The following is a 21463-nucleotide window of genomic DNA, read 5'->3' on the forward strand; positions in this document are numbered from 1 at the left end:
CAACTATTAAATTTCTTTCACATGGCCACGATTAAAAATCTGAAAAATGAAGTCTGGAAAGACTTGCAGATTAAAAATAAATCTGCCCTGCGTAAAAAGTATGCAGTATCTAACATGGGAAGAGTGATTAGCTATTACGAAGATATTTCAGACGGGAAATTGTTGTCCGGATCCACAGTGGAGGGCTATACAGTGCTAAATGTAAAGCCTGCGGACAGTTATCAGTCCCTTTACCTTCACCGGGAAGTCGCAAAGTTGTTTAATAAGAAGCCGGGACGTACCTACAAGTTCGTTATCCACATGGATTACGATAAGAAAAATAATAAATCCACCAATCTGCAATGGGCTACTAAAGAGGAAATGGAAGCTCATCAGCAGTTCAGCCCCGCTAAGCTGGCCTATAAAGAAAAGCAGCGGAACCGTGTAAAAGGACTTAAGCTGAACATCACCAAAGTAAAAAGTATTAAACGCCTGCTGGCAAAACCTGGCAGGAAGACCATGAAGCAGATCGCTGAACAATTTGATATCAGCGAAATGCAACTCTACCGCATAAAAAGCGGGGAAAACTGGAGCCATGTAACACTGGATTAAAGCCTGGTTTTCCAGGAATGATCATATGATGTTGTCTGACATACAAGCCATCTGTTTCATGACAGATGGCTTTTTATATCTTACGAACACCTGACCATGCTGTTCAGAAGGTTCGCATAATGCCTGCTGGCCCTTAGTGCCGGCTCATGCCCCATCACGATCACCTGATGCCTTGCCCGCGAAAGTGTTACCAACAACTTCCTGTCAACCTCTACCCTGCTATCTTCCCAGTGAAAGGCGCCAAGATTTTGTAACTGGCCCAATTGTACCGGATGATATACTGCCAGTGAAACGATGATGATATCATTTTCTGCTCCCTGGAACCGCTCGGCCGTATCAATGTTAACGGTCTGCAGTTGTTCGTCCTCTCCTATCAGCTCCCTGATCAGGCTTATCTGTGTACGCCAGGGCGTAACCACGCCTACCGTCCCGCTATTGAAACGATGGCCATATTTTTCTTTAAGATGCCGTAATAGGGACACTACCTGCTGTGCTTCCGTACGGTGCATTTTAGAAGTGGGTTCGTGCGGACTGGGAATAAAGAGCGTACGTCCCTTGGAAAGTACGGCCGACCAGTTATCTGTACCGGTATGCTCTTCTGGACTATATGGAAATGATTGTATGGCGTTCCCCGCTGAGAGCTGTCCGGCGTAGTAGTGATTGATAAGGGACGCAATATCATTGTGCATCCTGAAATGTGTGTTCAGCATTCCCCATGCATGATGCCATTGCATTGTTTTACAACGTTGGACCAGTCTTTCGAATAAGGTACAACGAAGGTCTGTAATGCCTTGCGTGGTAAGTAAGGGATGCGTAGCCTGGCAGAAGTGATCTGCCTGTGCCACAACAGGTGGCAGCTGGTTGTGATCTCCTATCAGGATAAACTTCCGGAAAGGCATCAGTAAACCCAGTAGCTGTGGCTCCGTGAGCTGGGAGGCTTCGTCGGCAATCAACGTATCCATCTTGACGCCCAGTAGTTGTAACAGATGCAGGCGTGTGGCCATGGTAGCTACAGTGCCTACAAATACCTGCTGACTGGTGATAAACTTTCCGGCGCCCTCAATGTCTCCGTTCAGACAATACTGGCGCAGCTGGCTTTCAGCCGCTGAACGGCGGCTACCCATTCTGAGATAGGAAATACCCTTGTCGTCCAGCTTCCGGCAGATCTCCTCTACCGCTCTGTTCGTAAAAGCGACAATAGTTGTTTGGGTACCGGTGTTTACCAGGGCGGATACCAAAGCTGTCAATAATGCGGATGTTTTACCTGTTCCCGGAGGCCCCTGTACCAGATAATAATCTTGCGCCTCCAGTGCCGCCTGCAGAATGCTTTGCTGATTGTCGTTAAACATCTGCGGACAAGGAATGTCAAGCGGTGTAGTAAGGGGGGCACGTTGTCCCAGCAGCAGTTCCATCCGTTGTATAAAACGAGGCTCCAGTACATGAAACAATGCGGTAGCAGCAACCCAGTAGTTGGACTCGTAAATATCGTGTTCTATAACCCACAGTTGCTGCCGGCCGAAGAAGTCATGTGCTATCTGCCGGTTGTTCAGTGAAAAGGTAAGGCTGGCCTTTCCCAATGCATCTATTCTGCCCTTCAGCACCTGGTGCCGCAGGGGAAAGAGCCCGTCGGAAGACCGTGGGTAGATAATAGCAGTATCGCCGGTACGGAAGTTATGATTAACCGGTATATGGATATTGAAAACCACCGTGCTGCTTTCCGCATCGAAATGGCGGAACTGCAATCCGGGAATGATATTAAAACGTTCCAGCTTTTCCTGTTCCGACAGTAGCCAGAGGGCTGCGAAGCCTTCGGAATCGTCTTCCCTGTCTGGCGCGGAATACATGCCGCACTTGGCAAGGAGGTATTCCCGCAGCATGAAGGACAGAAATTGCTGATAATATATCCGCAGTAACGGAGATGCTGTCGTATATGCTTCGTGAAAGGCAGTAAAGTGTGTGGTAATGAAAGAAGGAAGGCCTTCTGCCGCATCGATAGTGATCTGGTCAAGTATCTCATATTCGCCGGCTGCGAGACGTAGCAGTTGGGATACTACTTCATTACGAAGTACAAGCAGTTCATTTTCTGCCGGCCGGTTACTGCTCACATTCCTGAGTGGCGTATCGTTGGCGGAGGAATACAGGATAGCTGAACTGCCACGCCGCTCATTGCCAAATGCAGATTGTAACAACAGGTTGTATCCCACTACCTGCATTTCATGATTCTTCCATGCTCCGTAATCAGGGCAGCGGCCACTTTTCAACTCGAAGATCTCTTTGCGGAGGGCATCACCCTCGTCTTCCGCCAGGATGTCCAGTCGTCCCTGGAGGCCATATAAAGCGGAAAAAAAGGTAGGTTCTATTCTAACAGGGCGGTTATGTAATTCCGCCGCAGATTGTAACAAGTTAGGCCAGTGCTTTGTACGGATATCCGTGAACATATTGTTTAGTTCTGTACGGCCGTAAGCTGCCGCCTGAAGTACATTTTCTGACACGGCATCCACGAATGACTGGCGTAGGTCCATTTCCGGGTTGCGTAACACATTATCCAGCAATGCGTTTACCACATTCCCTTTAAAAGCGGCAATACCTGGAGTTTGCGGTACCAGTTTCTTTACGAGGTAGAGCAGTTTACCTGCTCCGCGCGGGCCGAAACATTCAGCCAGATCACTGATATCAATCAGCAGGTCTGGCTCCAGGATGATCCTGGTGGTATTTACAGCCTCATACAGATCTGGCGCTTCAGTCTTACTGCAATGCAGTATGTGCACCGTATCATAAGCACGCAGTTGCTTATGCAGTAAGGTGGTGTGTGCGTACACGCTTTCGGAGATCATCAGCTGAAATGCTCCCAGATCATCATTACGGCAGCTTAACAGGAAATACGGCGCCTGGTCCGGCCTTTTCTGCAAAGGCCCGATATCTGTAATGAGGCATTTTAACTGTGGAATCAGGGTCGCAGAAAATTGCGGTGTATAACGTAATACGCGATCTTTTACGGAGGTGTATTGTTGTTCTAATACCGGCGGGATGGGAACTTCGTAAAAGTGTTGTATGGCATGGGCCATCGTCTGTATGCAGATAAGCGACAGCTCTTCGTCGGCGATCAGCGTACCGATAACAGCTTTGTGCGTGAGTATGCGAAGGGCAGTGAGCTGCTCTTGTAAGGCTGCCGGGACGGAATGTTTGTCAAAGAAGAATTGCATACGAGCAAACAGGTTGCCGAAACTGCGTGTTTCTTCTTTTGTAAGATAGCGGAATAGTTGTTCGAGCAACTGCCGGAGTTGTCGCAGCGTATCTGTAGGAGACGGCTTGCCGGCCGCTTCCTGCAGGCGCATATAACATGCCTGACCGGTAAGTACGTGTGTTGGTGCATTGAGCTTATTCACTGACATATTCAACAGACAGGTCAACAATCATTAAAACTGTAAACGAATGAAGTAATCAGCAAGATAAGTAAAAAGCATTAAGCCGCTTTACGATGTGTTTTGTCTTTTCGTTTATCCGACCTGTAGATCCAGGGAGCTATTGGTTTTGATAATGACCATAATCCCAGTTTCTGTCTTTTTGCAGTTGCCTGTGCAGCTGCCAGCGGTGCGCTTTTAGAATATTCGGTATAGTGCCATGCATATCCGTCAGAGATCATCCTGCCGTTGATATACTGACCGTCGGCGCTATATACCTCCCCTATCCAGCGTTGATATCTATCTTTTCGCAGCAATTCTACTGTGACTGTTTTATTGAAGCAAAGATCTGCAAGCGCCTGTTTACTTCTCTGATAAAAATCCTGTCCTTTTTCCGGCGCATCGATCGCACTTAAGCGTATCTTATAAGTTGTTTTGTTCACCAGCAGTTCGAAAGTATCGCCATCCATGATGCGCACCACTTTTCCCTTTACTTTCTTCGGAGGTTTGGCTGCATTCGTCAATTGAGTGAATAGACATAGGATAAGGCACAAGACCGCACAATAAAATACTTTCTGCATTACACGCTGGATTTAGGGATGCGAAGTAACAAATTTTTGTTCTACCTTCCGAAGGATTTAAAGTAATATGTGAACATGTCTAACAAGAAAATAGCCATCATCGGTGGTGGCAACCTGGGGAAAGCGATAGCACAGGGACTGCTAAATAGCGGGTTTTCAACGCCTGCGGACCTGACTGTGACCAAACGTAATCTTGCTTCACTGAGTGATCTGCAATCAATAGGAGTCCAAACAATTTCTGACAATGAAACCGCTATACGGGGCGCTGAAGTGATCGTGGTGGCGCTGAAGCCTTACAATGTAAGGGAAGTGCTGGCACAGGTAAAACAGGCCTTTGATCCCTCACGCCAGATCCTGATCAGCGTGATAACCGGTGTTTCCATTGACGACCTGGAACAGATCGCAGGCGCCGGTATGCCGGTAGTACGTGCGATGCCCAATACAGCAATTGCTATACAGGAGTCGATGACCTGTATCTGTTATAAGAACGTGACGCAACAGCAGGAAGCTTATGTGAACGAGATGTTCAGTCAGTTGGGCGTTGCTGTCAGTATTGACGAAAAACTGATGGACGCAGCAACAGTGCTGGGAGCCTGTGGTATTGCCTATGCGCTGCGCTTTATCAGGGCAAGTATACAGGGAGGTATCGAGATCGGTTTTGACGCACGCACGGCAAACCTGATCGCGGCACAGACCGTGAAAGGAGCAGCCCAATTGCTCATTAAAGAGAACCGTCATCCGGAGGAGGAAATAGACAAGGTTACAACTCCTAAAGGCTGCACTATTGCAGGTCTTAATGAGATGGAACATCAGGGTTTCAGTTCCTCATTGATAAAGGGAATTACGGTATCTTATAACAAGATAGCCAAGGATTAACTTCAGACAACTTCCTGTTTGGGATAATCAAAGAAAAGGAAGGACTTCCGGGCACGGTCAAAGTCTTTCCAGGACTGGATATTGGCCTGAACAGCAAACATACCGGAGGTGGGAATATTATCAATCCTGATCTCCTGGGTTACATAATTGGCGAAGTCGGTAATACCGGGGTTGTGTGCAAAAATGGCGACCGTATCTATGTCATCATCTACTTTAGTGATCACTTTCAAAAAGGTTGAAGCATAACATAGGTACAACTCTTCCTCCAGGAGGATAGCGTCTTTGTCATAGTGCCATTCTTTGGCCATGAGCCGCGCCGTACTCTTGGTACGTTTTGCCGGGCTTGCAATAAGCAATTCAGGCATGATACCACGGTGAGACAGGCGGTGTGCCATTTCAGGGGCATTCTGTTTGCCGCGCTTATTCAGGGGCCGGTCAAAATCGTCTACGTCGGGGTCATTCCAGCTTGATTTGGCATGACGGATAAGTAATAATGTTTTCATAACAACAATGTTATTATGTAGCGAAAAGAGATTGCTGTTCGCGATCTGAATTAGTATTTAATACTAACTAATTTACGGATTTTACTGAAAGTAAGTGTAGTATAGGGGGCTCTACAGGGCTAAGAACAGTGGATTTAAAGGAAATTTAATAATGGCATCATAATGAAAAAGGGCCCGTTTCAAACGAGCCCTTTTCTATTTTTAATATCCTCTTTCGTTTTTGCCTTCCATGTAATTCATGAACGCTTTGTTCACCACGCGGTTTCCTCCCGGTGTCGGGAAGTTACCAGTGAAATACCAGTCGCCCAGGTTATTCGGACATGCTTTATGCAAACTTTCAATGGACTGGTAGATTACGTCTACTTTAGCACTGATGTTGGACGGAGTAATGATCTCAGCGATCTTGGCGGAGATCTCTTCAGTCGTGAATGGTTTGTAAATGTTCCTCACTACGTTCTGTGCATGCAGTGTATTGGTACGCTGTAGCTCCAGACAAAGGCCATAGGCTTCCTGCAGGATGTGTTCCTTGCCATGGTCCTTTAAGAGCTCAATAGCGGCCTTAAAGGCAACGAAATCTCCTATCTTACTCATGTCGATACCATAACAATCCGGATAACGGATCTGCGGAGCGGATGATACCACGATGATACGTTTTGGTCCCAGACGGTCCAGCATCCTGATGATGCTTTCACGGAGAGTAGTACCACGTACAATAGAGTCATCTATTACAACCAGGGTGTCTATTCCCGGACGTACAGTACCATAAGTGATATCGTAAACGTGTTGTACCATTTCATTACGACTGGTATCAGCAGCAATGAAGGTGCGCATTTTTACATCCTTGATGGCGATCTTGTCTATACGGATACGGCGGTTGACCATTTCCGATAGCTTTTCTTCATCAAAATCTTTCCCCCACGCCATGATACGCTCTATCTTTATCTTGTTCAGATAGTCTTCCAGCCCTTTCAACATGCCATAAAAGGCAATTTCTGCGGTGTTTGGGATGAAGGAGAAGATAGTATTGCGAAGGTCATTATCGATGCTTTTCAGCACGGTTTCTGACAAGTTATAACCTAAAGCGGTACGCTCTTTATAGATCTTTTCATCGTTCCCGCGAGAGAAGTAGATACGTTCGAAGCTACAAGCGCGGCGTTCTTTCGGTGCGAGGATCTGTTCTACGCTGTATTCCCCGTTCTCTTTTACGATCAGGGCGTTACCGGGCATCAGTTCCAGTACTTCATTCTCACCCACATTGAAAGCGGTACGGATGGCAGCGCGTTCAGAAGCGGCAACGATGACATCCTCATTCACATAGTAATAAGAAGGACGGATACCGTGTGCATCGCGCATTACGAAAGCGTCTCCGCTACCGATCAATCCGCATACATGGTAACCTCCGTCGAACATAGAGAAAGCCTGTTGGAGGATGGTTTTCACATCCAGTCCGTTACGTCTCTCTTCATCTTCTTTACTCAGGAAGTGATGCAATACTTCCAGCATAGCAGCGAGGTCACTATTGCGGTGGGTTTCTCCAGGTTCAACGTTCACGAACTTGAACAGTTCATCTACGTTTACGAGGTTGAAGTTACCGGCAAGTGCGAGGTTGCGTGCAGGAATGGTATTGTGACGTACAAAAGGGTGGCAGAGTTCTACATTGTTCTTGCCTTGAGTCGCGTAGCGGAGGTGGCCCATCATAAGTTCCCCGAGGAAACGTATGTGGCCTTTCATGAGGCCTGGGTATTTAGTGATTTCCGGCTGGTATTTCTCTATTTCGTCTATTTCGTCTCTGACCTTGGCAAAGATATCTCCGATGGCTTGCGGTGCGCTGCTTCGCAGGCGATGCATGAATGGTACTCCTGGTTCTGTGTTTAACTTCACTGTGGCTATACCTGCTCCGTCCTGTCCGCGGTTATGTTGTTTCTCCATGAGGAGGTACAACTTGTTGAGGCCGTAGAAAACAGTTCCGTATTTCTGTTGGTAATATGAGAACGGCTTTCTAAGTCTGATAAACGCTAATCCGCATTCATGTTTTATGGCATCACTCATCCCTATTAGAATTGAAGGCGCAAAGTTACGGGTAAAAAGCCGAACCCCCAACGCCTATTGATAAATGCAATAGGGCTATAAACGAACAATCCCCGGTATGTATTATACCGGGGATTGCTATTGAATTATATGTGTTATTGTTTTGCTATACTTCCTATCCACTGGGCGATGTGGCTGCACTGTTTAAACTCGTCTTCCACATGGATATAATATGTCGGGATCTTTTCCCTTAACCATTTGTCGCGGGCTTCCGCCTGTTTCAGCTGAAGGGTGCGTTGCTGGATACGGGCATAATCGTCGGTCATATTCTCTCTGTGCGGATGTGTACGTGTTTTCAGGTAAATAATACGAACACCGTTACGGCCGCCTGGCTGGTCATCGATATAAGGCATCGGTTTGGAGATACCACCTGGTTTCAGGGTATCTAACAGCAGTACGATGTCTCTTTCTGAAGGCTGGTCCAGCTGGTCGATGGTGATCAGGGAGCTACCGTTCATTCTGTTCTGGAGCATACCGCCGTCAAATTTTGCCATTGGCAGATCGCTGTATTTCACTACTGCTTCACCGAAAGTCATTTTTCCGTTCAGGATAACCAGACGGATACTGTCCAGTTTCTTGGTAGCCTCGGCCAGGTCGTTACGGGTTACGTTTGGCTTCAGCAGGATGTGCTGTACAGTGATGTTGTCACCCTGGCGTTTGATACACTGGATCAGGTGATAACCGAACTGACTTTTGATTGGCGAAGAGATCTCATTTTCTTTCAGACGGAAGGATGCAGCCAGGAAGTCTGGATCCCATTGTTTGTCATTACGGTTCAGGATGTATACCCCTTTATTTTCTTTAGCGCCGGGATCTTCTGAGTAGAGTATCGCGAGACGACCGAAATCACTGGTTTTTTCCTGCACCTGTTTTTTGAATTCCAACAGACGATCTATGGAATACTGGTCCATTTCCTTGGTGGCTTTGGGCTGTATTACGATCTGTCCGATTTCCAGCTCAGATTCATAGAATTGGAGGCTGTCCTTTGGAATAGCGTCGAAATATTTTTTAACCTCGGAAGGTGTTACTTTCACTGAACTGGTGATCTTGTCCTGCATCGCCTTTGCAAGCAGCCCTTCCTTAATAGGCTGACGGAAGCGCTCACGTAGCTGGTATATGGAATACCCGGTCACTTCTTTCATTTTCTCACGGCTACCGTACAGATCTTCGAAGTAACGGATACGGTTTTCTATCTGACCGTCCACATCTTGTTCGCTTACGGGCAAGCTATCTCTTTCTGCCTGCATAACCATCACCTTCTGGGCGATGATCTGTTCCATTATCATACAAGGAGCATTGGGAGGCAGGGTATTATCCACAGTAGAACGCTGCAGATTGACCATTTCTCCTTCAATGTCTGATCTGAGAACGATTTTATCCCCCACTATAGCTGCAATTTTATCAGCTACCATTTTCTGCTGGGCCATACCCATCTGACAGAGGAGCAGCGTACCCGCAGAAAGTGCAAAAATTTTATTCATGTTAACGAGTGCAGTGAATTCCAAAAATAGCCAATAAAAAATAAGCCGCTATTGTGCGGCTTATTTTTTTAACAAAAGTTTATACTGATTATAAAGTCCTCTTTACTTCTACTTCTTCGAAGCCTTCTACGATATCTCCTACCTGTAGAGCGCTGTAGTTTTTGATACTCAGACCACACTCCATGTTGGAAGCAACTTCCTTCACGTCGTCCTTGTAGCGTTTCAGAGAGGCCAGTTCGCCGGTGTAGATCACGATACCTTCGCGCACCAGGTTCACACGGGTGTTGCGGGTGATCTTTCCGTCCAGTACGAAGCAACCTGCAACGGTTACCTTGTCGAAGCGGTAAGTTTCGCGGATCTCCACATTGGCCACCACTTTCTTCTCGATCTTCGGCTCCAGCATACCTTCCATCGCGCTCTTCAGTTCGTCGATAGCGTCGTAGATGATGGAGTAAGTACGGATCTCGATGTTCTCTTTCTCTGCCAGTTTGGATGCCTGAGAAGAAGGACGTACCTGGAAACCTACGATGATAGCGTCGGAAGCGGTTGCCAGCAATACGTCGGACTCGGTGATCTGACCTACTGCCTTGTGTACCACGCTCACTACGATCTCTTCGGTAGAGAGTTTCTGCAGGGAGTCGCTCAATGCTTCTACGGAACCATCAAAGTCACCCTTGATGATGAGGTTGAGCTGTTTGAAGTTACCCAGGGCAAGACGGCGTCCGATCTCATCCAGCGTGATGTGTTTCTTCGTACGGATACCTTGTTCACGGATGATCTGGGCACGGCGGTTAGCCACTTCTTTTGCTTCAGATTCATCTTCGAACATGCGGAACTTCTCACCAGCCTGCGGTGCACCGTTCAGACCGAGCACCTGTACAGGAGCGGATGGTCCTGCGGAGTCAACACGCTGACCGCGTTCGTTGAACATTGCCTTGATCTTACCGAAGTTAGAACCGGAAGCGATGGTATCGCCCTGATGCAGGGTACCGTTTTGTACGAGCAGGGTAGCTACGTAACCACGGCCTTTATCGAGGGATGCTTCGATTACGCTACCTGAAGCTTCCCTGTTCGGGTTGGCTTTCAGTTCGAGCAATTCAGCTTCCAGGAGTATTTTTTCCAGCAGGACGTCTATATTCAGACCGCTCTTGGCAGAAATTTCCTGGCTTTGGTATTTACCACCCCAGTCTTCCACCAACAGGTTCATACCTGCCAGTTGTTCTTTGATCTTTTCAGGGTTAGCACCGTCTTTATCCACCTTATTGATGGCGAATACCATCGGCAGACCAGCAGCCTGTGAGTGGGAGATCGCTTCACGTGTCTGTGGCATGATGGCGTCATCTGCCGCAATTACGATGATGGCGATATCCGCTACTTTGGCACCACGTGCACGCATCGCGGTAAAGGCTTCGTGACCTGGAGTATCCAGGAAGGTGAGCTTTTTACCTGAAGCGGTAACTACCTGGTAGGCACCGATGTGCTGGGTAATACCCCCTGCCTCACCGGAAACTACGTTTGCGTTACGGATATAGTCAAGTAAGGAGGTCTTACCATGGTCTACGTGACCCATGATGGTCACAATAGGCGCTCTTGGGATCAGATCTTCCTCGTTGTCTGTTACTTCTTCTTCTTCTATTTCATCTGCATCGTCCACGCCGATGAATTCCACTTCATAACCGAACTCTCCTGCTACCAGTTCTATTACCTCTGCGTCCAGACGCTGGTTGATAGACACCATGATACCAAGTCCCATACATTTTGAGATCACTTCGGCAAAGCTTACATCCATCAGGTTAGCGAGTTCGCTTACAGATACGAATTCAGTTACCTGGAGTTTATTGCCTTCAGCCCCCTGGTTAGCCATTTGCTCTGCGAGCTCATGACGTTTCTCACGGCGTTGTTTGGCTTTAGTATTCTTACCGCGGTTACCACCACCAGACATTTTGGCCATGGTTTCCTTGATCTTATTCTGGATCTCGTTCTTATCGATTTCTTTATCCTCAGGTTTCCTGTCGCGGTCACCGAAGCGGTTGTTACCGAAGCCTCCTGGTCTGTTACCACCGTGTTGGCCTCCTCCTGGTCTGTTACCGTGCTGGCCGCCACCCGGTCTGTTACCACCCGGTCCGCCTGGGCGGTTACCGCCACCATGTTGACCACCGCCAGGTCTGTTACCACCTGGTCCGCCTGGGCGGCCATCGCGGTTAGGCGCTGCGTGAGGTCTGCTTGGGCCTGTAGGTCTGTTGGTATTGTCGCCACCGCGATTGTCGCGGTTTCCGCCGGGACGGTTATCCCTGTTAAAATCTCCACGGTTACCAGGACCGCGGTTATCGGCGTTCCCTCCTTTAGAAAGATCGTTTGGCTGAATAGGTTCAGGTTTCTTTTCAACAATGATACGTTTCCGCTTGCGGTTATTGTCGGCATTATTGTTATTGCCGCCACCACCACGGTTGAAATTACTGTTCCCCTTGTTGTCACGTCTTTCTGAATGTACAGGCAACTCTATTTTTCCGATCACTTTCGGACCGCTGAGTTTTTCGGCCTGTATATTTTCAATAACGGCGGTTCCTCCGTTATCACCCTGGTCTGATGCAATGTCTGCTGCAACTTCGTCCATATGCTGTGCGGCCGGTTTGTGTGCGGGTTGTTCTTTCGCTTCTGCCGGTTCTTTTGTTTTTTCCTGGGCAGCTGCCGGTTTTTCGGCTGCCGGCGCTTGTTTCTCTTCCACAGCGGGGACAGCAGGTTTTTCAGCAGCAGGAGCCGTTGTTTTTTCTTGTTGTACTGGTTGTACGTTTTGTACTGGTGGCTGAACGGGTTGCTGCGGTTTCGCTTCTGGTTGTGCAGGTTTGGCTGCTTCTACCGGAGGCTGTTGCTGTGCAACGGGTTGCGGTTGTGTTTGTGCCTGTGGTTGCGGAGTTGGTTCTTTAACCTTGTCCTTATCACTGGCAACAGGTTCCGGTTGTTTTGCAACAACTGGTTTTTCCTCCTGTTCCGGCTTTTTGGTTGCCGTAGGTGGTGGCGCAGGAGGTCTTTTTGGTTTATTCAGAGCATCCAGGTCAATAGTGGCTACGACTTTCGGGCCATTGATCTTTGGAGCGTCTGTTTTTATTACTTCCGGAGTTTCCGGTTGTGTTTGCACAGGCGGCGTTTTCTCAGCAACGGGCTGTTGAGGAGCAACGACGGGTTCTTTAGGTGCCTCTTCTGTTTTAACAACAGGTTTTTCTTCCGCTACCGGTACCGGTTTAGGCTCGGGTTTAGGTTCAGGCTTCGGCTCCGGTTTAGGTTCGGGCTTTGGCTCTGCTTTAGGTTCCGGCCTGGGTTCAGGTTTTGGTTCGGGTTTAGGCGCTTCAACTGCGACCGCGGGTGTGGGTTCCTCTTTAGGAGTTGCTTCTTTCTTCTTGGCTGCTGCCTCTGCTTCTTCCTTCTCTTTCTTCTTCATTGCATCTAACACACTTCCTTTAGGCAGGGCTATCTGATCGCTTTTGCGCTTGTTAGCCTTGTCCTGCTGGAACTCGGACTGCAAAGCTGCATACATCTGGGACGTAAGACGGGCATTGGGTGAGCCAAAGCCCCCCATATCATAGCCCTTATTAGCAAGGAAATCGATCAACGTTTCCTTACCAATATTGAACTCCTTGGCTGCAGCCAGCAATCGTGGCGTGTTGTTTGTTACTTCAGGCATATTGTAATCTCGGGCCTCCCCATTTTTCCCGTTAGCTAACGGGACTCCTTTTTAACAATTAACAATAACTAAAAAATACTTTCTGTCGAGCAAGCCCACATCCCGGGGAAGTTGTGGTGTGAACCTACTCTTTATCAAATTCTTCCTGTAGTATTCTTCTTACTTCGCTTACAGTTTCCTCTTCAAGATCTGAGCGACGTACCAGCTCCTCTACCGTCAGGTCAAGTACACTACGGGCAGTGTCACAACCGATACGTTTGAGTTCATCCAGTACCCATTCTTCGATTTCATCGGAGAATTCTCCCAGGTCGATGTCAAATTCAGCCTGTTCCTGCTCTTCATCGCGGAAGACGTCAATTTCATAACCTGTTAATTCACAGGCCAGTTTAATATTAACGCCTTTTTTACCGATAGCCAGGGACACCTGATCTGCTTTGAGGAAAACGGAAGCATATTTATTTTCACTATCCACCTCCATACGGCTGATCCTTGCCGGTGTCAGCGCACGCTGTATTAACAACTGTATATTAGAGGTATAGTTAATGATATCTATATTTTCGTTACGCAGTTCGCGTACAATCCCATGAATACGGCTACCCTTCATACCTACGCAGGCACCTACAGGGTCAATGCGGTCATCATAAGACTCTACAGCTACTTTAGCTCTTTCTCCAGGTTCGCGTACGATTTTCTTGATTACGATAAGGCCGTCAAAGATCTCGGGAACTTCAATTTCCAGCAATTTAGCCAGGAAGGTAGGATGGGTGCGGGAAAGTATGATCAGCGGAGCATTGTTCTTCATCTCCACTTTTTTCACTACTGCCCTTACATTTTCCCCTTTCTTGAAATAATCGGTAGGAATTTGTTCAGATTTAGGTAAAATTAACTCATTCCTTTCATCATCAAGCAATAAAACTTCTTTTTTCCATACCTGGTAGACTTCACCCGTTACAATTTCACCTACACGGTCAGCATATTTCTTTACAAGAATGTTCTTTTTTAGGTCGCCGATACGGGCAGAGAGGGTCTGCTTTGCAGCCAGGATGGCCCTGCGGCCAAAGTCCATGATCTCTACTTCCTCGTAAAGGTCTTCTCCTACCTGATAGTCTGGTTCAACTAAAATGGCTTCCGAATAAGCAATCTGGGCATTATCATCCTCCACCTCACCGTCAGTAACGATGGTACGGCGGCGTAGAATTTCCAGGTCACCTTTCTCAGTATTTACAATCACGTCAAAGTTCTCATCAGAGCCATACTTTTTACGGAGAAGAGTTTTGAACACATCTTCCAACACTTTCATCAACGTAGGGCGGTCAATGTTTTCCGCTTCTTTAAACTCCGTGAATGACTCAATCAGGTTAATACTAGCCATGTTTCGGTTATATTATTATATTTTAAAACACGATGCACACCTTCGTGTGCTTGATTTCATTTAAATTTATTTCAGTTGTTTTTTTCTCTTTCTTTTTGCCCACCAGTTCCTCTATAGTCACCTTCTCCTCCGTGATGGACAACAGGGTCCCCTCTTTTTCGGAATCATCCAATAAAGTAACTGCTATCTTTCTACCTATGTTCTTAACATATTGACGGTGAAGTTTCAGTGGTTCGTCTAGTCCGGGAGAGGATACTTCCAGGGAAAAATCGTTGTCGGGGAACAAATTAGCACCTTCCAGCCTGGTATACAGGTTCCGGTTAAATGCGACCAGTTTATCGACCGGTACACCATTATCCCCGTCTACAAAGAGTTTTACGTTATTCGTGGGTTTTATCCGCACATCTACTACGAAGTATTCCGGATAAGGCGCAAGCATTTCTGTTGCGATGTCCCGGATGTTTATTATCACTTGTTCGTTTGCCATAAAAAAACGAGAAGGGGACCGCTCAGTCCCCTTCGTTAGTATCATTTTCCTATGCAAAATTACTATTTTATTTTGATCCAAGAACATTTTCTTTAACTTGTATGAAATAATTTCACGAGAGAAAACGCCCTGTACACATAGATTTGGAAAAATAATAATAACTACGCCCCCTGGTATGAAGCATGCAAATTAAAGCATACATACAACGTATTAATATAGAATTGATCATGTGGCCGGCAGCCCTGCTGCTATTATTTTTTATGGATCCCGGTCAGCACAACGGCGAAAGTTTCTGTCTGCTCAAAAGACTTGAAATACCCTGGTGCCCCGGATGTGGTCTTGGACATTCTATCAATTTTCTATTACATGGAGAATGGAGCGCTTCTCTGAAAAGCCATCCTCTCGGACCATTCGCCGTAATAATATTAACATACCGAACTTTTCAACTCGCCAAACTGCAATGGCAATCTTTTGCAGAACTTAAAATCACTATACATGACTGACCACGCATTCGCTACATTACCCGGTATTGAGCAGGAAGAACTGCTATGGCTGCAGGAACTTACCCGCGATTACTCCATTGAGACCCGTCAGCGCTTTCTGGCTATTTACCAGGGACGAAGAAAAGACCCCCAGGTAGTGCTCATTTGCTGCCTCATCGGTCTAATCGGCCCCGCCGGCATCCATCGTTTCCTGCTGAACCAGATCGGCATGGGCATATTATATATTTTAACATTGGGTCTTTGCCTGGTAGGTACTATTGTTGACGCAATCAACTACCGTCGGCTGGCCTGGGAATACAATAAAAAAGCCGCTCTCGAAAGTGCCGCTTTATTAGGTCTTTAATCAGGTTAATCTGCTTCCACGGCTGTTAAAGAAAACCTAAAGGCTTTTTTTTCTCTGGCCTGAAAGCAGATTAACTGCTACATTTGTTACATGATACTGAAATACGCATTTTTAGCATTTGTATTCTGGTTGCTGTACAAACTCGTATTCGACTTCATTGTACCTGTGTACCAATCTACCAAACATGTACGCAGACAAATGGGAGATATTCAGGAACATCTCCGTCGTCAATACCAGCAACAGGAACAAGCACAAAGACAAACAGCGCAGGCACAACAGCAGCGAACTGCTCCTAAAAAAGCCGACAAGGGAGATTATCTGGATTTTGAAGAAATCAAATAGTCTTCGCCGTTATTTGAAGATATCGGCCATCGTTTTTGGTGGCAGGAGATGTATTGTTTGTATGCCAACTGCTTTGGCGCCTTCAACATTGGGAAGTGTGTCATCAATAAATAAGGTCTCGGCAGGCTCCAGACCATTCTCATCCAGCACAAACTGATACGCCTCTTTCTCAGGCTTGCGTAACCCGATCAGGTGTGAATAATAAGCTTTATCAAAGAACGATGCCAGCGAAGGGATGCCCCTGCTATCCTGTAATATCTTATTAAAGGCTTGCAGGTGGATGGCATTGGTATTACTTAAAAGGTATAATCCGTAATGTTGTCTTAACTGCTGTAATATCTGCAGCCTCCGTAACGGGAAATCCAGCAGCATTGCATTCCATGCATCGGTGATCTGCTGGTGAGTGGTACCGGGCGCTGTATGCTGCTGCATCTCATTCAGGAAAAGTTCAGGTTCGATCTTGCCCGTTTCCAGATCGTCGAACAATGTAGTCAACGAAAACTGGTTGTATAAACTGGTGAACTCTTTTACCCCGAGTTCCTCGAATGCCTTGTAAGTCAGCTGGTAATTGAGATTGATAATAACTCCGCCCAGATCAAAGATGATGTGTTTAATTCCTTTCATATGGTGAAATGCTGAATGGGAAAGTGCAAATTTATACGTCCGGAATAAAAAAATCTGAAATGATTGGATAATTGAATAAAAAATAATTAATTTTGCCGTCCCCTGAAAAGGGAACCCACGAGAAAGTTTCAAAATATTCGTTCTGCAAAGAACAGGTCCTATAGCTCAGTTGGTTAGAGCACCTGACTCATAATCAGGGGGTCCCAGGATCATGCCCTGGTGGGACCACACGAAAAAAAAGGCTTTTAGCATTCAATCGCTAAAAGCCTTTTTGCATTTGCACAGGAAAGCAACAGAAGGTTATCCCGGATCAAGTTGAAAACCCGGGGATTCGCGTGATTAGGTCACGGCTACGCCTATCCACTTTTAGTACAGAATAGGATATATCAAATAATCCATGTCGGCTGGCAAATTAAAGCGCATTCGGGAGTGATCCCCAATCCGAAAGAGGCCATTCGTAAACAAGTGAAGATACCTTCTATGTAAGCAGTAATTCTTTTACCGTTTGATTCCCCGGCAAACTTTTCACCACCACAATGACTTTACCACCCGCAGGCAGCGCAGTGGTTTTATAAGTCCAGTCTACGCCGTTCCGGCCCAAAAATGCCCGGCCGCTCGCAGTAACAACGCCCTCGGCGTCTATTACCTTTACCTCCACTTCTGCTACCCGGAACTCATTTTGGGCGGTCACTACAACTTCCTGGTCTTCTAACCTGATATTTTGGACTTCAGGACTGCGGTAAGCATCCTTCACCGCTATATTATAGGCGTTTTGCCCCGGTCCTGCCAGCGACTGATAGTAAGCCTTTATCTGCGGATCTTCCAGCATTAGCTGCGCCCTTGCTGAAGCAATGGTCATCTTAAGCCTTGCTTCCAGCTGCTTTTGCGTAGGCTTTTTCCTTGAAGGGCCGCGTTTCTTCGCCATAATGATCTGCCCATTCCTTTCGTAGATCGTGATTTGCTTGCCGAGGGTCCCCCGTACAAGTTGCATGAGGATATTGTCTTTAACAATGGCCATAAAAAGGTCGTTTTGAGGTTAGTACTACAAGTTTGCTATATCGCTTCTCTAAGGTACATATAAGGATACTAAATCGACATTAAAATATCATTTAAAGGTCACTTCAATATCGATTTGATATATAAATGACCTTTAAATGTCCTTTTGATGACCTTATAACAACCTTATATGAAGCCGATAGAAAGCCGATAGAAAGCCTATTCGAATATTGTAGAAGGATAAACTGTAGCGAGGAGCCTATTATCTTGACGTAAGGAAATTTGCCGGATGGTTTTCGCCATCCGGTTCACGACTGCGAGGCAAGGGGGGAACAGATAGAATTTGTCTTGTTTGGACGTTCTGAAATTTATGCTGAACATCAATTCCCAACACTTCAACTTGATCCAAAGTATTACATAAAATGGGAAGGCCTTTGTTCATATATCCAGGAAATTTCTTTAAGTTTTCCCCAATAAGAGAGGAACGCTGCTCACATAAATAAAGTTGTATGGATCTGATATTTGAAATACTCATTCCCGCTGGTACGCACATCCCTGGCCTCACATTTAGTGAGCCTGTTTTCGAATGGCAGGGAGAAAAATACCCGCAGGGACCACCCGAAGCTGATTTCGGCTCGAACTACAAACTCGTTTATAGCCCGGTAACTGACTTTGTGCAGCGTAACCTTCCGGTCATGTCTACATCGACTGACTGGCAGTGCATCAGCGTAAAAGGTGCCGGACTAGACATCTATGGCCGAAAACTATGGATGAATACTCCGGAGTATGAAGAGCCGGAAGATCCTGAAGAAGCTCATTATACAATGAGAGACCTATTACAAACAATGTGTGCCGGCAACAAATGGGTTGTTGTTATCGATACCGACGAACCGTTCGATGTAATATCTTCAGGAAGCCTGACACTGGTAATGACAAATCTGGCCGGTGTAATAAAAGGAGATATAGAGGAAAAAGGATTTTTGATCTGTGGTGAAGGGAGTAATCTTGTGGGTTAATGGCATGACCTGCTGGATATGTTTTCCATCATTTAAACCTGGCGATGTTCAAGGAACTATTCATTTAAATAGTCAGCCTTCAAGTATATATGCGATGGTTTGGAAAGATAGTATTAATACCACCTCTTCAAGCGTGCTTTTGCAATAATTACATATAGGATAAAAGCCCTGACAGATAGTGAAAGCCTTACCGGTAATTGCCGGTAAGGCTTTCTTGTTTTCCGGCAAGTATTCTTTCACAGTTGTTTAACACAACCGGGGATTTCATTCGTACAACCAGTTCGAATAGTTCCCTCCCTCCTTCTTCGGGAAATCTGGATAACATATCGGGAAAGGCTGGCATTGCTTCAGCAATACATACCAGATAGTTTTGCATGCTGGTCCGGAATATAATATAGCAAATCAAAGACGAATTTATGAGCGCCAGCCGGACCATCCTCGAAAGCAGTTCGAAAAGCACTTTTGTAAACGGCCAGCTGTGCCAAAGCGGGTAGTACAATCGGGGCTGCTGTTAAAAAAGACAGGTGTTATGAATTTACTCTTCGTAGAACGAGGTACCAATGGATTGTTTTCAGTAAGAACAGGGGACAGTGACCTAAAAGGGGATGGCGTTCCCAAAGCAGGTGCAATCAATACTATTGTTTTCAACAGGTATGGTGATCAAAAGGCTACTATCGATCAGGTGCCTTATAACTTTCCGGCAAATTCGATCCTGCCCCTGGTAGCCAATCAGCACTTCGCGTTTGAACGACCCGAAGAACTTGTCGCCTGGCAGTTTAACAGGGATTTCTATTGTATCGTGGATCACGATGTCGAAGTAGGTTGCGCAGGATTTCTTTTCTATGGCATCCGCCATCCTTTGTTCGTACGCTTGTCACAACAGGAAATAGACCAGATCGCTCTTATAGAGAAACTGAGCATAGAAGAGCTGGAAAGCAAAGACAGTATGCAGGCAGAAATGTTACGCATATTGTTGAAGCGCCTGATCATTATCGTAACCCGTATCGCTAAAAAACAGACAGAAGGTTATAGCAAACTGACGGAAGATAAAATGAGCGTTGTGCGCATGTTCAATTTGCTGCTGGAAGATAATTTTAAGACACAGCATGATGTACAGTTTTATGCCAACGCGTTAAATAAATCGCCAAAAACACTGGCTAACCTTTTCGGCATTTTTAATTATCCCGCTCCTTCTAAACTGATCCAACGCAGGATTATTTTAGAAGCAAAGCGTTATCTCTTCTATACTGACAAATCAGCTAAAGAAATTGCCTACCTCTTAGGTTTTTCTAATCCCGCGCACTTTAGCCGGTTTTTCAAATTGTATAGTGGTCATAGCATTTCTGACTTTAGGGGACAGCGGGTAGAATGATATTAATTCATCGTGTTATAATGAACAGTTATGCATACGTTCTGTATACCAACAAAAGAAGACGTCTCTCCCTTGAATAAAAAGTACTTCGATTATTTTAATGACAAGTTAGGAATAATGCCTAACCTATATGCCATGCTTGCCCTCTCTGATACAGCACTGGATACCTATGTGCGGCTACAGTCCAGAAAACAGCTGTTGACAATAGAGGAAAAAGAAGTGATCAGCCTTGTGGTCGGTGCTTTTAATGAATCAGCATATTGTTTGCAATCACATGCCATGATAGCCAGCCTCAATGGTTTCAGCGAACAACAGATAGGTCAGATCAAAGCCGGGACAGCCGCATTTGATCTGAAATATGATACGCTTGCCAGACTCACACATAGTATGATGCTTAACAGATGTAAGCCGGAAGAATCGACGCTGGACCAATTCTTTGCAATGGGCTATACTAATGCCCATCTTGTAGATGTTGTATTGTGTATAGGTGCGAATATGATCTCCAACATGCTGACTCGCACGATGAATGTACCGTTGGATAATCCCCCTGAAATTTCAATCTGATCCTACCTTCTCAGTTCGGGCAATTTAGATAAGTGTTCGGGAACTGCGGGCATTTACCAGGGTTTCAGGACATAGTAGTTTTACAGTGTTGTTAGTCAACGGGCAAAAAGAAGAAGCCTGTGACATAAAGACAACACGTTTATTTCACCAATCACTCGATAAAACGAAAGTCATGAAAAAGCTAATTGGTACACTGGTTTTGGCATTGGTATTTATAACCGGGGTTTCAGCACAGCAAACGGCGCCGGTGCGCAAGAAGGAATATAATGTAGACAAATCGGGCATAGCGTTACAGGGCTACGATCCTGTCGCTTACTTCACCGATCACAAAGCAGTGGAAGGCAAGCAGGATATTGCTACAGTTTATAATGGTATTACATACCGTTTTGCATCAGAAGAGCACAGACAAACATTTAAAATCAATCCTGCAAAATATGAACCTCAATACGGCGGATGGTGCGCATATGCAATGGGTGCTAAAGGTGAGAAAGTAGAGATCAACCCTAAAACATTCAAAATCGTGGATGGTAAGCTGTTTGTTTTTTACAACAAATACTTTAATAACACGCTGGAAAAATGGAACGAGGACGAAGCTCAGTTGAAGAATAACGCTGATAAGAACTGGACCAGGTTTGTCAAATAAT

At 46.0% G+C, this 21463-nt stretch carries 19 protein-coding genes and 1 tRNA gene; 10 read left to right on the top strand and 10 right to left on the bottom strand.

Annotation, left to right across the window (positions count from 1 at the left end):
- Positions 1-21 precede the first annotated feature (21 nt).
- Complete coding sequence (locus C7475_RS11495; RefSeq protein ID WP_110053495.1) at positions 22-591, top strand: helix-turn-helix domain-containing protein; 570 nt, start codon at positions 22-24, stop codon at positions 589-591.
- A gap of 80 nt (positions 592-671) precedes the next feature.
- Here the strand turns inward: C7475_RS11495 and C7475_RS11500 are convergent, their stop codons facing one another.
- Both C7475_RS11500 and C7475_RS11505 read right to left on the bottom strand, forming a co-directional pair.
- Complete coding sequence (locus C7475_RS11500; RefSeq protein ID WP_110053496.1) at positions 672-3983, bottom strand: DEAD/DEAH box helicase; 3312 nt, start codon at positions 3981-3983, stop codon at positions 672-674.
- Positions 3984-4054: 71 nt separating this feature from the next.
- Positions 4055-4573 carry a thermonuclease family protein gene (locus C7475_RS11505; protein ID WP_110053497.1) on the bottom strand — a complete coding sequence of 173 codons (519 nt, stop codon included), beginning with the start codon at positions 4571-4573 and terminating at the stop codon, positions 4055-4057.
- A gap of 75 nt (positions 4574-4648) precedes the next feature.
- Between C7475_RS11505 and proC the strand changes: the two genes are divergently transcribed.
- Positions 4649-5449: a pyrroline-5-carboxylate reductase gene (proC, locus tag C7475_RS11510; protein WP_110053498.1), complete on the top strand. Its 801-nt coding sequence runs from the start codon at positions 4649-4651 to the stop codon at positions 5447-5449.
- Positions 5450-5451: 2 nt separating this feature from the next.
- Here proC and C7475_RS11515 read toward each other — a convergent pair whose 3' ends face one another.
- The 6 genes from C7475_RS11515 to rimP form a co-directional block, all read right to left on the bottom strand.
- Positions 5452-5952 carry a histidine phosphatase family protein gene (locus C7475_RS11515; RefSeq protein WP_110053499.1) on the bottom strand — a complete coding sequence of 167 codons (501 nt, stop codon included), beginning with the start codon at positions 5950-5952 and terminating at the stop codon, positions 5452-5454.
- A gap of 201 nt (positions 5953-6153) precedes the next feature.
- A complete protein-coding gene (locus C7475_RS11520; RefSeq protein WP_110053500.1) occupies positions 6154-8001 on the bottom strand; it encodes a class II glutamine amidotransferase in 1848 nt (615 codons plus the stop codon).
- A gap of 134 nt (positions 8002-8135) precedes the next feature.
- The gene (locus tag C7475_RS11525) at positions 8136-9521 is read right to left on the bottom strand and encodes a peptidylprolyl isomerase (RefSeq protein ID WP_110053501.1); all 1386 of its coding nucleotides are present in this window, start codon (positions 9519-9521) and stop codon (positions 8136-8138) included.
- Between the two features lie 88 nt (positions 9522-9609).
- On the bottom strand, positions 9610-13200 hold the full coding sequence (gene infB, locus C7475_RS11530; protein WP_110053502.1) for a translation initiation factor IF-2: 3591 nt from the start codon (positions 13198-13200) through the stop codon (positions 9610-9612).
- A gap of 124 nt (positions 13201-13324) precedes the next feature.
- The gene (gene nusA / locus C7475_RS11535; RefSeq protein WP_110053503.1) at positions 13325-14572 is read right to left on the bottom strand and encodes a transcription termination factor NusA; all 1248 of its coding nucleotides are present in this window, start codon (positions 14570-14572) and stop codon (positions 13325-13327) included.
- Between the two features lie 22 nt (positions 14573-14594).
- Positions 14595-15059, bottom strand: coding sequence for a ribosome maturation factor RimP (gene rimP / locus C7475_RS11540; RefSeq protein ID WP_233259826.1), 465 nt, complete (start codon positions 15057-15059; stop codon positions 14595-14597).
- Between the two features lie 260 nt (positions 15060-15319).
- Between rimP and C7475_RS33520 the strand changes: the two genes are divergently transcribed.
- The 3 genes from C7475_RS33520 (at position 15320) to C7475_RS11555 (ending at position 16247) form a co-directional block, all read left to right on the top strand.
- Complete coding sequence (locus C7475_RS33520; RefSeq protein WP_370445426.1) at positions 15320-15562, top strand: DUF2752 domain-containing protein; 243 nt, start codon at positions 15320-15322, stop codon at positions 15560-15562.
- Complete coding sequence (locus tag C7475_RS11550; RefSeq protein ID WP_110053504.1) at positions 15555-15905, top strand: NINE protein; 351 nt, start codon at positions 15555-15557, stop codon at positions 15903-15905. Before C7475_RS33520 ends, C7475_RS11550 begins: the two co-directional genes overlap by 8 nt.
- 90 nt (positions 15906-15995) lie before the next feature.
- Positions 15996-16247: a DUF4834 family protein gene (locus tag C7475_RS11555; protein WP_110053505.1), complete on the top strand. Its 252-nt coding sequence runs from the start codon at positions 15996-15998 to the stop codon at positions 16245-16247.
- Positions 16248-16256: 9 nt separating this feature from the next.
- Here C7475_RS11555 and C7475_RS11560 read toward each other — a convergent pair whose 3' ends face one another.
- Entirely contained in the window at positions 16257-16871 is a 615-nt protein-coding gene (locus tag C7475_RS11560; protein WP_110053506.1) for an HAD family phosphatase, read from the bottom strand.
- 154 nt (positions 16872-17025) lie between these two features.
- On the opposite strand from C7475_RS11560, the gene C7475_RS11565 reads away from it, so the two are divergent.
- Positions 17026-17099: transfer RNA gene (locus C7475_RS11565), tRNA-Ile, on the top strand.
- A 250-nt stretch (positions 17100-17349) separates the two neighbouring features.
- Here the strand turns inward: C7475_RS11565 and C7475_RS11570 are convergent.
- The gene (locus tag C7475_RS11570; protein ID WP_110053507.1) at positions 17350-17889 is read right to left on the bottom strand and encodes a hypothetical protein; all 540 of its coding nucleotides are present in this window, start codon (positions 17887-17889) and stop codon (positions 17350-17352) included.
- 487 nt (positions 17890-18376) lie between these two features.
- Between C7475_RS11570 and C7475_RS11575 the strand changes: the two genes are divergently transcribed.
- From C7475_RS11575 to C7475_RS11595, 4 genes are all read left to right on the top strand, one after another.
- Positions 18377-18883 (top strand): hypothetical protein, encoded by a 507-nt coding sequence (locus C7475_RS11575; protein WP_110053508.1) that lies wholly within the window; start codon positions 18377-18379, stop codon positions 18881-18883.
- 529 nt (positions 18884-19412) lie between these two features.
- Positions 19413-20255, top strand: a complete 843-nt coding sequence (locus tag C7475_RS11585) for an AraC family transcriptional regulator (RefSeq protein WP_110053510.1) — start codon at positions 19413-19415, stop codon at positions 20253-20255.
- A 30-nt stretch (positions 20256-20285) separates the two neighbouring features.
- Positions 20286-20819: a carboxymuconolactone decarboxylase family protein gene (locus C7475_RS11590; RefSeq protein ID WP_110053511.1), complete on the top strand. Its 534-nt coding sequence runs from the start codon at positions 20286-20288 to the stop codon at positions 20817-20819.
- 172 nt (positions 20820-20991) lie between these two features.
- Positions 20992-21462, top strand: coding sequence for a YHS domain-containing (seleno)protein (locus tag C7475_RS11595; RefSeq protein ID WP_110053512.1), 471 nt, complete (start codon positions 20992-20994; stop codon positions 21460-21462).
- Position 21463 lies beyond the last annotated feature (1 nt).

Origin of the sequence: Chitinophaga sp. S165 (assembly GCF_003182155.1) — a bacterium.
In the GTDB taxonomy this organism is placed as follows: domain Bacteria; phylum Bacteroidota; class Bacteroidia; order Chitinophagales; family Chitinophagaceae; genus Chitinophaga.